The organism is Streptomyces sp. NBC_00091, from assembly GCF_026343185.1.
In the GTDB taxonomy this organism is placed as follows: Bacteria; Actinomycetota; Actinomycetes; order Streptomycetales; family Streptomycetaceae; genus Streptomyces.
In genome coordinates this window covers 2936846-2951242 of record NZ_JAPEMA010000001.1, presented here as the reverse complement: position 1 = coordinate 2951242, position 14397 = coordinate 2936846, and the positions used below count along the sequence as shown (strand labels likewise).

Annotated in this window: 14 protein-coding genes and 1 tRNA gene; 9 read left to right on the top strand and 6 right to left on the bottom strand. The window is 70.7% G+C overall.

From position 1 onward, the window contains the following. Positions 1 to 91: 91 nt before the first annotated feature. Together OOK34_RS13695 and OOK34_RS13690 are read right to left on the bottom strand one after the other, a co-directional pair. Positions 92 to 562 carry a RidA family protein gene (locus tag OOK34_RS13695; RefSeq protein ID WP_267034140.1) on the bottom strand — a complete coding sequence of 157 codons (471 nt, stop codon included), beginning with the start codon at positions 560 to 562 and terminating at the stop codon, positions 92 to 94. Then, positions 559 to 720, bottom strand: a complete 162-nt coding sequence (locus OOK34_RS13690) for a DUF4177 domain-containing protein (protein ID WP_007264966.1) — start codon at positions 718 to 720, stop codon at positions 559 to 561. Before OOK34_RS13690 ends, OOK34_RS13695 begins: the two co-directional genes overlap by 4 nt. 46 nt (positions 721 to 766) lie before the next feature. Here OOK34_RS13690 and OOK34_RS13685 point away from each other — a divergent pair, with 46 nt between their 5' ends. Together OOK34_RS13685 and OOK34_RS13680 are read left to right on the top strand one after the other, a co-directional pair. Next, positions 767 to 1753 (top strand): ArsA-related P-loop ATPase, encoded by a 987-nt coding sequence (locus tag OOK34_RS13685; RefSeq protein ID WP_267034139.1) that lies wholly within the window; start codon positions 767 to 769, stop codon positions 1751 to 1753. Continuing rightward, positions 1750 to 3048, top strand: coding sequence for an ArsA family ATPase (locus OOK34_RS13680; RefSeq protein WP_267034138.1), 1299 nt, complete (start codon positions 1750 to 1752; stop codon positions 3046 to 3048). The genes OOK34_RS13685 and OOK34_RS13680 overlap by 4 nt, the downstream gene beginning before the upstream one ends. A gap of 38 nt (positions 3049 to 3086) precedes the next feature. On the opposite strand, the gene OOK34_RS13675 is transcribed toward OOK34_RS13680, so the two are convergent. Continuing rightward, entirely contained in the window at positions 3087 to 3437 is a 351-nt protein-coding gene (locus tag OOK34_RS13675) for a WhiB family transcriptional regulator (protein ID WP_030228569.1), read from the bottom strand. Between the two features lie 397 nt (positions 3438 to 3834). On the opposite strand from OOK34_RS13675, the gene OOK34_RS13670 reads away from it, so the two are divergent. Next, positions 3835 to 6168 carry a transglycosylase domain-containing protein gene (locus OOK34_RS13670; RefSeq protein ID WP_267034137.1) on the top strand — a complete coding sequence of 778 codons (2334 nt, stop codon included), beginning with the start codon at positions 3835 to 3837 and terminating at the stop codon, positions 6166 to 6168. A gap of 91 nt (positions 6169 to 6259) precedes the next feature. Here OOK34_RS13670 and OOK34_RS13665 read toward each other — a convergent pair whose 3' ends face one another. Beyond that, a complete protein-coding gene (locus tag OOK34_RS13665) occupies positions 6260 to 6721 on the bottom strand; it encodes a GatB/YqeY domain-containing protein (RefSeq protein ID WP_267034136.1) in 462 nt (153 codons plus the stop codon). 68 nt (positions 6722 to 6789) lie between these two features. On the opposite strand from OOK34_RS13665, the gene OOK34_RS13660 reads away from it, so the two are divergent. From OOK34_RS13660 to OOK34_RS13650, 3 genes are all read left to right on the top strand, one after another. Further along, positions 6790 to 7728 carry a metallophosphoesterase gene (locus OOK34_RS13660; protein ID WP_267034135.1) on the top strand — a complete coding sequence of 313 codons (939 nt, stop codon included), beginning with the start codon at positions 6790 to 6792 and terminating at the stop codon, positions 7726 to 7728. Positions 7729 to 7845: 117 nt separating this feature from the next. After that, positions 7846 to 7919 (top strand) — tRNA-Pro (locus OOK34_RS13655). Between the two features lie 219 nt (positions 7920 to 8138). Then, positions 8139 to 9623, top strand: a complete 1485-nt coding sequence (locus OOK34_RS13650; protein WP_267034134.1) for a SulP family inorganic anion transporter — start codon at positions 8139 to 8141, stop codon at positions 9621 to 9623. 64 nt (positions 9624 to 9687) lie between these two features. Here OOK34_RS13650 and OOK34_RS13645 read toward each other — a convergent pair whose 3' ends face one another. Continuing rightward, positions 9688 to 10542 (bottom strand): hypothetical protein, encoded by an 855-nt coding sequence (locus OOK34_RS13645; protein ID WP_267034133.1) that lies wholly within the window; start codon positions 10540 to 10542, stop codon positions 9688 to 9690. A 318-nt stretch (positions 10543 to 10860) separates the two neighbouring features. On the opposite strand from OOK34_RS13645, the gene OOK34_RS13640 reads away from it, so the two are divergent. Continuing rightward, complete coding sequence (locus tag OOK34_RS13640; protein WP_267034132.1) at positions 10861 to 11217, top strand: potassium channel family protein; 357 nt, start codon at positions 10861 to 10863, stop codon at positions 11215 to 11217. Further along, on the top strand, positions 11214 to 12548 hold the full coding sequence (locus tag OOK34_RS13635; RefSeq protein WP_267034131.1) for a chloride channel protein: 1335 nt from the start codon (positions 11214 to 11216) through the stop codon (positions 12546 to 12548). Before OOK34_RS13640 ends, OOK34_RS13635 begins: the two co-directional genes overlap by 4 nt. A gap of 73 nt (positions 12549 to 12621) precedes the next feature. Here the strand turns inward: OOK34_RS13635 and OOK34_RS13630 are convergent, their stop codons facing one another. Next, positions 12622 to 13428, bottom strand: a complete 807-nt coding sequence (locus OOK34_RS13630) for an alpha/beta fold hydrolase (protein ID WP_267034130.1) — start codon at positions 13426 to 13428, stop codon at positions 12622 to 12624. Between the two features lie 97 nt (positions 13429 to 13525). Between OOK34_RS13630 and OOK34_RS13625 the strand changes: the two genes are divergently transcribed. Further along, positions 13526 to 14182, top strand: coding sequence for a TetR-like C-terminal domain-containing protein (locus OOK34_RS13625; RefSeq protein ID WP_267034129.1), 657 nt, complete (start codon positions 13526 to 13528; stop codon positions 14180 to 14182). The last annotated feature ends 215 nt before the right edge of the window (positions 14183 to 14397 follow it).

The window sequence follows — 14397 nt, the reverse complement described above, 5'->3', positions numbered from 1 at the left end:
CAACCGCAGACGGCCACCGGACCCCAGCCCGGGCCCGGGACCCCGCCCCAGGCCCGACGGACGGAGCGCGTCCGAAATTGGGTGCGGCGCGTCAGGAATCGGTCAGTTCGACCTGGATCTCGACCTCGACCGGGGCGTCCAGCGGGAGGACCGCCACGCCGACCGCGCTGCGGGCGTGGACGCCCTTGTCGCCGAGCACCGCGCCCAGCAGCTCGCTCGCACCGTTCAGCACGCCCGGCTGCGCCGTGAAGTCGGGGGCCGAGGCGACGAAACCGACGACCTTCACCACACGGGCGATCCGGTCCAGGTCACCGACCACGGACTTGACGGCGGCCAGGGCGTTCAGCGCGCAGGTCGCCGCCAGCTCCTTGGCCTGCTCCGCGGAGACCTCCGCGCCGACCTTGCCGGTCACGGGGAGCTTGCCCTGCACCATCGGCAGCTGCCCGGCGGTGTACACGTACGCGCCCGACCGGACCGCCGGCTGGTACGTGGCCAGCGGCGGGACGACCTCGGGCAGGGTCAGGCCGAGCTCGGCCAGCTTCGCCTCGACGACGCCGCTCATGCCTTCTCCCGCTTGAGGTAGGCCACGAGCTGCTCGGGGTTGTTCGGGCCGGGCACGACCTGGACGAGCTCCCAGCCGTCCTCGCCCCAGGTGTCCAGGATCTGCTTGGTGGCGTGAACCAGCAGGGGGACCGTCGCGTATTCGAACTTCTTGGTCATGGGGCCGAGCGTAATGCCTGAGCGGGAGTGGTTAGGCTCGGACGCTGTGAGCAGGCTCCAGGTGGTCAGCGGCAAGGGCGGCACCGGCAAGACCACGGTCGCCGCGGCACTCGCGTTGGCCCTCGCGCGCGAGGGCAGGCGGACTCTTCTCGTGGAGGTCGAGGGCAGGCAGGGCATCGCACAGCTTTTCGGCACGGAAGCGCTCCCCTACGAGGAGCGGAAGATCGCCGTGGCGCCCGGCACGGGCGGAGGTGAGGTGTACGCGCTCGCCATCGACGCCGAACGGGCGCTGCTGGACTACCTCCAGATGTTCTACAAGCTCGGCTCGGCCGGCCGCGCCCTGAAGAAGCTCGGCGCGATCGACTTCGCGACGACGATCGCGCCGGGTCTGCGGGATGTGCTGTTGACCGGCAAGGCGTGCGAGGCGGTGCGGCGCAAGGACAAGGCCGGCCGCTACGTCTACGACCACGTGATCATGGACGCTCCGCCGACCGGGCGGATCACCCGCTTCCTGAACGTCAACGACGAGGTGGCGGGGCTGGCCCGGTTCGGGCCGATCCACAACCAGGCGCAGGCCGTCATGAAGGTGCTCAAGTCCCCGGACACCGCCGTGCACCTGGTGACCCTGCTGGAGGAGATGCCCGTCCAGGAGACCGCGGACGGGATCGACGAGCTGGTGGGGGCGGGGCTGCCCGTCGGCCGGGTGATCGTCAACATGGTGCGTCCGCACCACCTGGACGAGGACACCCTGCGCTCGGCGGCGGAGGGCCGCCGTACGGAGATCGCCAAGGCCCTGTCCCGGGCCGGGCTGGGCGGTGCGCGGCGGGGCGGGCTGGCCGAGCGGCTGGTGGAGCCGCTCCTCACGCAGGCAGCCGAGCACGCGAGCCGGGTGGAGCTGGAGCGGGAGCAGCGCGCGGTGTTGGCGGGGCTGCGGGTGCCGACGTACGAACTCCCCCTGCTCGGCTCGGGGATGGAGCTGGCCGGGCTGTACGAGCTGGCGACGGAACTCCGCAAGCAGGTGGACGCCGAATGAGCGAGGGCGGGGAGAGCATGGGCCTGGACACGCCGCAGCGGCTGGCGGTCGACGCGCTGCTGGACGACCCGAAGACCCGGATCATCGTGTGCTGCGGCGCGGGCGGGGTCGGCAAGACGACCACGGCCGCGGCGCTGGGCGTACGGGCGGCCGAGCGCGGGCGGAAGGTGGTCGTGCTGACCATCGACCCGGCCCGCAGGCTGGCCCAGTCGATGGGGATCGACTCGCTGGACAACACCCCGCGCCGGGTGCCCGGGATAGAGGGCAGCACCAGGGGCGACGGCGAACTGCACGCCATGATGCTGGACATGAAGCGGACCTTCGACGAGATCGTCGAGTCGCACGCGGAGGGCGAGCGGGCGCAGGCGATCCTGGCGAACCCCTTCTACCAGTCCCTGTCGGCCGGCTTCGCGGGCACGCAGGAGTACATGGCGATGGAGAAGCTGGGGCAGCTGCGGGCCAAGGACGACTGGGACCTGATCGTCGTGGACACCCCGCCGAGCCGGTCCGCGCTGGACTTCCTCGACGCGCCGAAGCGGCTCGGGTCGTTCCTGGACGGGAAGTTCATCCGGGTGCTGATGGCTCCGGCGAAGGTCGGCGGGCGGGCCGGGATGAAGTTCCTCAACGTCGGCATGTCGATGATGACCGGCACGCTGAGCAAGCTGATGGGCGCCTCGCTGCTGAAGGACGTCCAGACCTTCGTGGCGGCGATGGACACGATGTTCGGCGGGTTCCGGACCCGCGCGGACGCGACGTTCCGGCTGCTCCAGGCTCCCGGTACGGCCTTCCTCGTGGTCGCGGCTCCCGAGCCGGACGCCCTGCGCGAGGCGGCGTACTTCGTGGAGCGGCTGGCCGCGGAGCGGATGCCGCTGGCCGGCCTGGTGCTGAACCGGGTGCACGGAAGCGACGCGGAACAGCTGTCGGCGGAGCGGGCCCTGGCCGCCGCAGAGAATCTTGAAGAAGGCGGCATTGTCGATCAGGAGTCCGGGAAAGCTGGACTTGGCGACGCCGCCGACGACGGCTCCCCCGGCGCGGACGACGCGGACCGGATCGACACGGACCAGGTCGACATGGACCGGATCGACGTGGACCGGATCACGGCAGGACTGCTGCGCCTGCATGCCGAGCGGATGCAGGTGATCGCGCGTGAGCAGCGCACACGCGATCGCTTCACCTCTCTGCACCCTGAGGTGGCGGTGGCCGAAGTGGCCGCCCTGCCCGGCGATGTGCACGACCTCGCCGGGCTGCGGGCCATCGGAGAGCGACTCGCGGCCGGGGTTCCGGCCGGAGCGTAGACGTACGTACGTGTGGTGCCGACGCGGTGTCCGGGTGGTTACCCGGCTGCCGCGTAGGTCTCGTACGACACGTCGATCTCCGCGTCGACATCCACGGTGAGGATGCCCGTACTGCGCTCGTACTCCGTGCGGGCGGTTTCGAGCAGCCGTCGCCACGAGGTGACGGTGGGACGCCGGCGCAACAAGGCGCGTCGTTCCCGCTCGGTCATTCCGCCCCACACTCCGAACTCGACACGATTGTCGAGCGCGTCGGCCAGGCACTCGGTCCGCACCGGACATCCGGTGCACACCGCCTTGGCCCTGTTCTGTGCCGCTCCTTGAACGAACAGTTCATCCGGATCGGTAGTGCGGCAGGCTGCCTGCGCACTCCAGTCGGTAACCCAGCCCATCCCGGTGCCGTCCTCTCCCGAATCGAGGCTCCCCCACGGCGGTAGCGGCATATTCACCGCTGCCAGTTGAGGACGTTACGGAAGGCGGGCACAGTGCAACACCCCCGACGGGCCCAATCTTGAATGGTCCGAACGGACTATGGGTAAGCGGCAGATCACCCGACGGAGTGATCCGGCGACATGCCCGGCCATTCCGGCGATTCGGGTGAAATCGGGGAGTCGCCGGTGAGCGGCCGTCAGGGCGAAGGGCGGGATTCGGACATGAGTCCACCCCATTCGGGAAGGGTGAAAATCAAGCCGAAGGGTTGATGTCGCACCGCACTGCTGTGACAGTTGGGGACAGCTTAGGCCAAGGCATTCGCACGTGTCCGGCGAATGAGAACGTAGGCTGCCCTCTATGGGAAAGAAGCGCTCGGGCGCAGGGCTGACGGGGCCGCAGCAGGCCGCCAAGTTCCTCGGGGTGTCGGTTCTCTCCGGAGTCGTACTTGCCGGCATCGCGATCCCGGGCGCAGGTGCGCTGGGCCTCGCCGCCAAGGGCACGGTCGAGGGTTTCGATGAGATCCCGGCCAATCTCAAGACGCCTCCGCTGAGCCAGCGCACCACGATTCTGGACGCGGAGGGTGGCTTGATCGCCACCGTCTATTCACGGGACCGGCAAGTGGTGCCGCTCACGGCCATCTCGCCGTACATGCAGAAGGCGATCGTCGCGATCGAGGACTCGCGTTTCTACGAGCACGGCGCGGTCGACCTCAAGGGCATCCTGCGCGCGGTGAACCGCAACGCGCAGGAGGGCGGCGCGGCGCAGGGCGCCTCGACGCTCACCCAGCAGTACGTGAAGAACGTGTTCGTCGAGGAGGCCGGCGACGACGAGACGAAGGTGCGCGAGGCCCAGGAGAAGAGCCTGGGACGCAAGATCCGCGAGCTGAAGTACTCGATCCAGGTCGAGGAGGAACTCGGGAAGAAGAAGATCCTCGAAAACTACCTCAACATCACCTACTTCGGTCAGCAGGCCTACGGGATCGAGTCCGCGGCGCAGCGCTACTTCAGCAAGCCGGCCAAGGACCTGACCCTGGACGAGTCGGCGCTGCTGGCGGGCCTCGTGCAGTCGCCGAGCCGCTACGACCCGGTGAACGACTCGCAGGAGGCGATGAAGCGCCGCAACGTCGTCCTCCAGCGGATGGCCGACATGAAGGACATCTCGCAGACCGAGGCGGACGAGGCGAAGAAGAAGCCCGTCCAGCTGAAGGTGACCCGGCCGAAGAACGGCTGCATCACCGCGGTCAAGGGCGCGGGCTTCTTCTGCGACTTCGTGCGCGCCACCTTCCTGTCCGACACGGTCTTCGGCAAGACCCGCGAGGAGCGGGCGAAGATCTGGAACCAGGGCGGCCTGACGGTCCGTACGACCCTGGACCCGCAGTCGCAGGAGGCCGCCAACGCCTCGATCAAGGACCACGTCAACGAGGACGACTCGATCGCCACGGCCGTGACCATGGTGCAGCCGGGCACCGGGAAGGTCCTGGCGATGGGCCAGTCGAAGCCGTACGGCTTCGGGAAGAACGAGACGCAGATCAACTACTCCGTGGACAAGCGGATGGGCGGCTCGAACTTCGGCTTCCAGGTGGGCTCCACGTTCAAGCCGTTCATCGCGGCCGCCGCCATGGAGCAGGGCATGGAGCCGACGAAGGTCTACTCGGCCCCGAACAAGATGGAGTACCCGAGCCCGGTGTCCCGGTGCACGGGCCCGGCCTGGCAGAACGTGCCGGTGGGCGGCAAGCGGGAGACGGCCGAGAACGAGACCCGGGACGAGGTCGGCCCGTACGCGCTGAAGACGGCGATGGAGAAGTCCATCAACACCTACTTCGTGCAGATGATCGGTGACATCGGGCTGTGCCCGGTGACCGAGATGACGCAGAAGCTCGGCGTGGTCCCGGCCGACGGTTCGAAGCTGCCCGAGTCGCCGTCCATCGCCCTCGGCTCCGCCGAGCTGTCCCCGCTGACGATGGCCAACGCCTACGCCACCTTCGCCAACCGGGGCGTCTACTGCACCCCGATCGCCCTGGAGTCGATCACCGACGCCCACGGCAAGGCGCTCGCGGTGCCGAAGAGCAAGTGCGACCGGGCGATGGCCCAGGACACCGCCGACGCCATCAACACCCTGCTGCGCGGGGTGGTCGACTCCGGTACGGGTGAGCGGGCCGGTCTGACCGACCGCGACAACGCGGGCAAGACCGGGACCACCGACAACCGCTACAACGCCTGGTTCGTGGGTTACACCCCGAACCTGTCCGGCGCGGTGTGGGTCGGCTCGGGCGGTACGAAGAAGATCACGATGGAGGACATCACCATCGGCGGCACGTACTACCCGAAGGTCTTCGGCGGTGGTCTGCCCGGTCCGATCTGGAAGGACGCCGTCTCGGGCGCGCTGGCCGGCCGCGAGGCCCCCGGCTTCGCCTCGGTCAGCATCCCGGAGCCCTCGGCCGGCGGGAGCGGGGCCGGGACCGGGACCGGCAACGGCAACAACGGCGGCCGGGGCAACACCCCTCCGCCGATCCCGCGCAAGCCGGGAAAGCCGGGCAAGCCGGGCGGTGACGCCAAGCCCGGCGGCACGACCGTCGGCGGCACGACCATCGGCGGGATCGTCGGCGGCAGTACGGGCGGGACGACCCCGACCACCCCGGTCCCCGGGATCACCCCGGACACGGGCCTGCTCGGCGGCCGCGAGACCCAGTAGGACCGCGAGAGCGAAGGGGAGGGCCCCGGCCGGATCACCGGCCGGGGCCCTCCCCTTCTGCTTCTGCCTTTGCCTCTGCTGGGCGTACCTCTTACGAAAGCTGCTTCTTGACGGCGGCGGCGACCCGGCCGCCGTCCGCCAGACCCGCCACCTTCGGGTTCACGATCTTCATGACGGAGCCCATGGCCCGCGGCCCCTCGGCACCGGCCGCCTTGGCCTCCTCGACGGCCTGCGCCACGATCGCGGCGAGCTCATCGTCGCTGAGCTGCTTGGGCAGGTAGGCGTCCAGGAACTCGCCCTCCGCGGTCTCCCGCGCGGCCTGCTCGTCACGGCCGCCCGCGGCGAAGGCCTCCGCGGCCTCGCGGCGCTTCTTCGCCTCCTTGGCGATCACCTTGAGGACTTCCTCGTCGGAGAGCACGCGCGCTTCCTTGCCCGCGACCTCCTCCTTGGTGATGGCGGTGAGGGTCAGACGCAGGGTGGACGAACCGAGTTCGTCGCGCGCCTTGATGGCGGTGGTGAGGTCTTCCTGGAGCTTGGCCTTGAGCGTGGTCATGCCCTTGAGTCTGCCAGGTGCAGGGGCTGTGGCGCCCACCGGTTTTCCCCGTCTGCGACGATGGGGGCATGCACGCGCGTCACGGACTCCCCCTGAAGGTCACCGCTTCCCTCGCGGCGGTGGGGGCCGCAGGAGTGGCCTATGCCGCCGGTTTCGAGGCCCGGTCCTTCCGCCTCCGCCGGATCACGGTGCCCGTCCTGCCCGCCGGGATGCGGCCGCTGCGCGTCCTACAGGTCTCGGACATCCACATGGTCGGCGGGCAGCGCAAGAAGCGCGCCTGGCTCCAGTCCCTGGCCGGGCTGCGCCCCGACCTCGTCGTGAACACCGGTGACAACCTCTCCGACACGGAGGGCGTGCCGGAGGTGCTCGACGCCCTGGGGCCGCTGATGGACTTCCCCGGCGTGTACGTCTTCGGGTCGAACGACTACTACGGGCCGCGGCTGCGCAACCCCGGGCGCTACCTGATCGAGAAGGTGCAGGGCCGGCACGGGCTGAACGGCAACAAGCCGGTCGTCGGCGCCGTCCACAACCCGTGGGAGGGGATGCGGGACGCCTTCGACGCCGCCGGCTGGCTGAACCTCACCAACACCCGGGCCCGGCTGAAGGTCAACGGGCTGGAGCTGGCCTTCACCGGGCTGGACGACCCGCACATCAAGCGGGACCGCTACGAGCGGGTCGCGGGCGGCCCGGAGACGGACGCGGACTTCTCGGTGGCCGTCGTGCACGCCCCGTACCTGCGGGTGCTCGAGGCCTTCACCGCCGACCGGTACCCGCTGATCCTCGCCGGGCACACGCACGGCGGGCAGCTGTGCGTCCCCTTCTACGGGGCGCTGGTCACCAACTGCGACCTCGACACCAAGAGGGTGAAGGGCCTGTCCACCTACGAGACCCAGGGGCAGCGCTCCTACCTGCACGTCTCGGCCGGCTGCGGCACCAACCGGTTCACCCCGGTCCGCTTCGCCTGCCCGCCGGAGGCGACGCTCCTGACGCTCGCCCCGAAGGCCTAGGCATCCCGGCGCCCTCCCCCGGGTTCCTGCTCCTCGTGAAAACCGGATTTCGTCTCAGGCCGAGGGTCCGCTAAAGTAATCGATGTCGCCAGGACAGCAACACTTCAGGGCGACGATCGGGGTGTAGCGCAGCTTGGCAGCGCGCTTCGTTCGGGACGAAGAGGTCGTGGGTTCAAATCCCGCCACCCCGACTTCGTAAGACCAGGTCAAAGGCCTGATCCACTCAGTGGATCAGGCCTTTCCTGTGTTTCCGGAGATCGCTTGGGAGAAATCTGGGAGAAGAGTTTGGTCGGCTTCTCCCCGGCGTCCTGGGCGACCTCGCCCTTCGTGTCTTCTCCGCGCGCCCGCCTGCCGGTTGGGGCGCGCCCGAGCCCGAGGTCAGTGCCGTCTTGCCTTCCTCCCCCGTTTCGATGCCCTCACGTCTTCGTCGGCCGACGCCGCCCGCCTGGCTGTCGCCCAAGGTGTTCCGGACCGAGGTGCTGGGCGGCCTGGTGGTCGCGCTGGCGCTGGTCCCCGAGGCGATCTCCTTCTCGATCATCGCCGGGGTCGAACCGGCCGTCGGCCTCTTCTCCTCCTTCACCATGGCCGTGGTGATCTCGATCGTCGGCGGGCGGCCGGCGATGATCTCCGCCGCCACGGGCGCCGTCGCGCTCGTGATCGCGCCGCTCAACCGTGAGCACGGCCTGGGCTACCTGATCGCGGCCGTGATCCTCGGCGGCGTCTTCCAGATCGTGCTCGGGGCGCTCGGGGTGGCGAAGCTGATCCGGTTCATACCGCGTTCGGTGATGGTCGGCTTCGTCAACTCCCTCGCCATCCTCGTCTTCATGGCACAGGTCCCCGAGATGCGGGACGTGCCGTGGCCCGTCTACCCGCTGCTCGCCGGCGGGCTCGGGTTGATGGTGTTCTTCCCCAAGGTCACCAAGGCGGTCCCGGCCCCACTTGTGTCCATCGTCATCCTCACCGCGGTCACCGTGGCCGCGGGGATCGCGGTACCGACCGTCGGCGACAAGGGCGCACTGCCGTCCGCGCTGCCGGTTCCGGGGCTGCCGGACGTGGCGTTCACCCTGGACACCCTGACGCTCATCGCCCCGTACGCCCTGGCCATGGCGGTGGTCGGGCTGATGGAGTCGCTGATGACGGCGAAGCTGGTGGACGAGATCACCGACACCCGGTCTTCGAAGAAGCGGGAGTCCATCGGCCAGGGCATCGCGAACATCGTCACCGGGTTCTTCGGCGGCATGGGCGGCTGCGCGATGATCGGACAGACGATGATCAACGTGAAGGTGTCCGGCGCCCGGACGCGGCTGTCGACCTTCCTCGCCGGCGTCTTCCTGATGGTGCTGTGCATCGCCTTCGGGCCGGCCGTCTCCCGGATCCCGATGGTCGCGCTCGTCGCCGTCATGGTGATGGTCTGCTTCGCGACCTTCGACTGGCACTCCGTCGCGCCGAAGACGCTGAAGCGCATGCCGGCCGGCGAGATCACCGTCATGGTGCTGACCGTGGCCTGCGTGGTGGCGACCCACAACCTCGCCGTCGGCGTCGTCGCCGGGTCGGTCACCGCCATGGTCATCTTCGCCAAGCGGGTCGCACACCTGGCGCACGTCACCGCCGTCACCGACCCCGACGGGGGCACGGTGGTGTACTCGGTCACCGGCGAACTGTTCTTCGCCTCCTCCAACGACCTCGTCGGGCGGTTCGACTACGCCTCCGACCCGGACAAAGTCGTCATCGACCTCTCCGGCGCCCACATCTGGGACGCGTCCTCCGTCGCGGCGCTCGACGCCATCGAGACGAAGTACGGGCAGCGCGGCAAGAGCGTCGAGATCACGGGCCTGAACGAGCACAGCGCACGCCTGCACGGAGCCCTCAGCGGCGAACTTCTCGCAGGTCACTGACGGGTTCGGGCTCGGACGGGCCGTGCAGGTCCCGGCACCGCCGGGACCCACGTCTGCGGCCCCGTCAGACGGCCTCGTCGAGGGTGCCCGGCGGGTCCCCGTCGAGCTGTGCCTTCTTGGTGATCTGCGGCATCTTCTCGCCCGGGGAGCGTCGCAGCAGCTTCAGTTCGCGGTACTCGACCCAGGCGTTCCAGGACTTGAGGTAGTAGAGCAGGTGCTCGCGCGAGTCGTCGGCCTTGCGGTGCCGCTTGCCGGCCGCCAGGCCCAGGAGGGTGTTGCGCAAGGTGAGACGGGGGTCCCACTGGGAGAGTCCCGCACCCGTCATCAGCCCGTCGTGCCACGGGCTCTGGTCGACATCGGGCCGCTCGCGGCAGGTGACGTACCAGCCGATCGAGGCGGCGGTCACCGTGATCTTCGTGCCCCGGTTCAGCTGGATGCCGTGATTGACGGCGTTCCGCATCTCCGGGTGCTGCTCCAGGATGCCCAGCAGCTGATCGTTGGAAACGAGGGACGAGGCTCCCGACCATCCCAGGTCGGGCTGTGTCAGATAGAGGTGCAGACCGCGCAGGGCCGCGGCGAGGTGCGTGCTGTTGACCTCGCCCGCGAGGGAGAGCGCGTCCCGGCCGGTGCGCTTGCGTCCGGTGTCCATGACGGTGAAGGAGGCCCTCGGCACTCCGAGTGTCACCATCATCTCGACCGGGATCCCGGCCTTGACCACTGCTTCCAGCCGGTGCTGGCCGTCGATCAGGACGTCGTCCTCATCGAAGGCGATCCCCTGGTGAGTGAGCTGCCATTCCCCGCGCTCGATCGCCCGCGCCATCTGGACGATCGTCTGCCGGCTGAGCGGCCGGTTGTTCGTGTTCTTCTTCAGCCACTCCAGCGCCAACTGTGGCGTGATCTTGCGAACTTCCGAGTACACGGGTCCCCTTCCCCAGGCCGGGCAGATGCCGGCAGCACGGGTCAAATGCCCTTGCAGCCAGCCAGGTTGATGCTAACGGAAGGCCGCCGTGTCAGTTGGCGTCACGGGTGAATCCACCCGCACCAGGAGTCGCTGCGCGTCGCAGGGTTCGGATCTCGCGTCCTGCCTCACCCGTTCGGCGGTCCCGGCTTGCGTCTGTGCAGCTCAGAGGCCATCGGAGGGCACGGCACCGGCCCGCCGGCCGGGGGTGTGTGAGGTGCGGGCCGGCGTGGGGGGTGTTGGAATGCCTGGAGGGCCAGGCGGCGGTGAGGAGCGGTCATGGGTGGCGGCGGCTCCGGGCGCGTGGTGGTGCTGGGGCACATGCTGCGGGCGGGTGCGTCGGGGGTGCTGCTCGTCTGCCTCTATGTGCTGTTCTCGGCGACGTACTTCCTGCTCTCGCCGGACCGGCCGGAGTCCTTCTCCGAGCCGCTGAGCCGCACCGATGCCCTGTACTTCGCCGTCACGGTGTTCGCGACCGTGGGCTTCGGCGACATCGCACCCGCCGACGGGGCCGGGCGGGTGCCGGCCACCGTGCAGATGGTGGCCGACCTGATCGTGGTGGGACTCGTCGCCAAGGTGCTCTTCGGTGCGGTGGAGGCTGGGCTGTCCCAACAGCCCGAAAGGAGCGAGCCATGACGCGGACCCGGCCGGCCGAGCCGCCCCGACCGGCGCAGCCGGCCGAGCCCGCCCTGTTGCGGGGGCTGCTGAAGACGCCCGCGTACCGCAGGATCCTGCTGCTCTGCGCCCTGGTCGGGATCCCGGTGTCCCTGGTCTGCTTCTGGTTCCTCGCCGGGATGCACGAGTTGCAGCGGCTGCTGTGGAAGAGCCTGCCGCACGCGCTGGGCTGGGACGGGCCGCCGTGGTGGTGGCCGTTGCCGCTGCTGCTGGTCGCGGGCGCCGTCGTGGGGCTGGTCGCGGCCCGGCTGCCCGGGGCCGGCGGGCACATCCCCGCGGCCGGGCTCGCCGTCGGAGGGGCGTCGACCAAGGTGCTGCCCGGGGTGCTGATCGCGGCGGTGGCGAGTCTGCCCCTCGGCGCGGTGCTGGGGCCCGAGGCCCCGCTGATCGCCCTGGGCAGCGGGTTCGCACTGCTGCTGCGGGACCTCGCGCGCGGCCCGGTGACCCCGCAGGCCACGGTACTGATGGGGGTGGCCGGGGCGGCCGCGGCCATCGCCGCCATCTTCGGCAGCCCGCTGATCGCGGCCGTGCTGCTGATCGAGGTGGTGGGGGTGGGCGGGCCCCAGCTCGTCGCCGTCATGCTGCCCGCCCTGCTCTCCAGCGGGGTGGGGGCCCTGGTGTTCACCGGGTTCGGGCGCTGGACCGGCCTGCAGACCGGCGGCCTGAGCTTCAAACTCCCCGGGCCGGTACCCCGGCTGGACGCCGCGGACGTGGGCTGGGCCCTGCTCGTGGCCGTGCTGGTGGCGGCCGTACTGCGCCAGACGATGGGGGTGGGCCGGGTGGTGGCGGCGTTCGTCGCCAAGGGCCCGGTCGCCCGTACGATGCTCTGCGCGCTCGGCGCCGGAGGCTGCGCGGCCGTGTACGCCCTGGCCACGGGCCGTTCCCCGGTGGACGTCGCCTCGTCCGGGCAGGCCACCATGGCCGCGCTGGCCGACGACCCGCGGGCCTGGGGTGTGGGCGCGCTGGTGGCCGTACTGCTGTGCAAGACCGTCGGGTACGCGCTGTGCCTCGGCAGCCTGCGGGGCGGCCCGATCTTCCCCGCGCTGTTCCTCGGGGCCGCCGCCGGCGTGCTGGCCTCGCCGCTGCCGGGGCTGGGGGTGGTGCCCGCGGTGGCGGCCGGGCTGGCCGCGGCGGCGGCGAGCGTGCTGCGGCTGCCGGTCAGCAGCGCGGTGATGGCGATCCTGCTGATCGGGAGCCCCGGTATGACCCCGGTGGTGATCCTGGCCGCCATCGCCGCCCTGATCACCACCGAACTGCTGCCCGGGCCGGAGCCGCGCACACCCGTCGACTGAGCGGCGCGTGCCGTGTCAGGGCCCGTCCGGGAGGCGGGTGGGGGCCGCCGCGTGTGGGCGAACCCCGTGGACGTCAGCTCTCGTCCCTGCCGTAGAACTCCGCCAGTGCGGGCGCCAGGGCGGCCGGGTCCACGTCGTGGGTCTGGCCCTCCAGCGTGCGGTGGCGGCCGGCCGGCAGCAGCCCGGCGAGGGCCCGGGCTCCGGACCGGAGCCAAGGGTCGCTCGCGCCGCCGCCGATGGCCAGCACGGGGATCCGTACGCCCGCCCAGCGGTCCGCCGGCAGGGGGCGGCCGGTCATGGTGTCGCCCATGACTCTGGCGTCGTACGGGAGGGTGTGGGCCAGGGCGGTGAAGTGGCCCCAGACGACGCTGTCGCGCATCGGCCCGAGGTACTCGGCCGGGATGTTGACGGCAGCGGTGAGCATGAGGGTGACGGCGTCGTCGCGCCGGCCGTCGGCCAGGGCCGCCTCCAGCCGGCCGATGTAGTCGGCGGGGACCGGGAGGCGGCTGTCGTCGACCACGAACGGGGGCTCGTACAGGGCCAGTTCCGCGATCGGGACGCCGTGGGCGGCCGCCTCCAGGGCGAGGACGGCGCCCGATGACATGCCCATCACCCGTACCGGGCCTTCGAGTTCGGCGATGACGGCGGCCAGGTCCTCGATCTCGCGCTCCACCGCGTAGGGGGCGGTGTCACCGCTGTCGCCGCGGCCTCGGCGGTCGTACGTCACGACGGTGAAGCGATCTCCGAGGAGCCCGGCGAGCACGGCCCACCTCGGGTCCTCGCGGACCTGGTAGGCGCCGCCTACGAGGACGAGGGCGGGGCCCTCGCCGGTGCGGTCGTACGCGATGACGGTCCCGTCGCGGGACACGGCCTTCTGCATGATTGCCCCCCCCTGAAGCACATGTGGACGTCGTCCACATCTCCCCCGTAGGCTATACGTGGAAGTTGACGCCGTCCACATCTCTCGAGGAACTCCCATGGCACCGGACACCGAACCGCAACCGCCGCCGCCGCTCAAGCGCAGCACCTACCGCCACGGCAACCTCCGCAACGCGCTGCTCGAGGCCGCCCTGGAGCTGGCGCGGGAGGGCGGGCCGGACTCCGTCTCCCTGCGCGAGGTCACCCGGCGCGCCGGGGTCTCGCCCAACGCCGCCTACCGGCACTTCGCCGACCGGGGGGCGCTGGTGCACGGGGTCTCGCAGGCCGCCATGGCCCGGGTGGCCCTCGCGATGGAGGCGGAGATCGACGGGCTGCCCGCCGCCCAGGACCCCGCCGAGCGGGCCCGGGCCCGCTTCCGGGCGGTGGGGACGGGCTACATCCGCTTCGCCGTCACCGAGCCGGGGTGGTTCCGGACGGCCTTCCACGTCCCGGCCGACATGACGTACGCCACCGACACCACCGCCGCCGGGGCCGGCGGGCTCACGCCCTTCGAGCTGCTCGGCGCCTCGTTGGACGGGCTCGTGGAGACCGGGATCCTGCCGCCGGCCCGCCGCCCGGGCGCGGAGTTCCTCGCCTGGTCGGCGGTCCACGGCCTGGCCTCGCTGATCATCGACGGCCCCCTGCGCGGAGTCACCCCCGAACAGGCCCACGACGCGGGCCAGGACGTGATCACGATGATCGAACGCGGCCTCTAGGCCCTGTCGTCAAAGTAGCGCCGGTAAGGCCCGCGGCGTCCGGTGCCGTGCATCGCAAGGCGGAGGAGCTCCCGAGTACTGGACGTACTTGGGTGCTCCGACAACGCGGCGAGGTGCGGTGCCGGGCGTCGCGGGCCTGGGGGCACCTCCCAGCGGTAGCTGGGGGAGGGACTTTGACGACAGGGCCTAGAGCGGGCGAGCGGGCCGGGGGCGGC